Raw genomic sequence first — 560 nt, forward strand, 5'->3', positions numbered from 1 at the left:
CGAAGGCATCAAGGCGGGCGCGCACGGCGTGCTTATCAAGCCTCTCACCTTGGAAGCCGTCCGCAAGAAGGTCGATGGTATTCTCGAACGGGGCGCCACCGCGCCCATCGTGCAGCTCAGGGTGCTGAGTTAGGCCAGGCCATGGCGACGATCATCTTCTATCAAAAACCCGACTGCGCCACCAACGCGCGCCAGATGCAGGCGCTGAAGGTCGCGGGCCACCACGTGATTGCCAAGGATATCTTGAAGGAGCCGTGGCGCGCGGAGGAACTGCGCCAGTTCTTCGGCAATACGCCGATCGGATCCTGGTTCAACCGCGCCGCGCCCCGTATCAAGTCAGGCCAAATCAATCCCGACGCGAGCGACGCGGCGAGCGCACTCGCGCTGATGCTCAGCGATCCGCTCCTGATAAGGCGCCCGCTGATCAACGCCGACGGCGCAAGATGCGCGGGATTCGATCATGAGCCCGTGCTGTCGCTGCTTGGGCGGAGCATGCAGGACGATCTCGAGCGATGCTCGAGCGAGGCAGCCGGAGGGTACTGCCGGAGCGGGTGAGCTAC

At 64.1% G+C, this 560-nt stretch carries 1 protein-coding gene; it reads left to right on the forward strand.

The features are described 5' to 3' along the window. The first annotated feature begins 141 nt into the window (after nucleotides 1-141). Nucleotides 142-555 (forward strand): ArsC/Spx/MgsR family protein, encoded by a 414-nt coding sequence (locus AC5ZG1_RS44200; protein WP_455999160.1) that lies wholly within the window; start codon nucleotides 142-144, stop codon nucleotides 553-555. The last annotated feature ends 5 nt before the right edge of the window (nucleotides 556-560 follow it).

It is taken from the genome of Bradyrhizobium sp. Leo78, assembly GCF_059512425.1.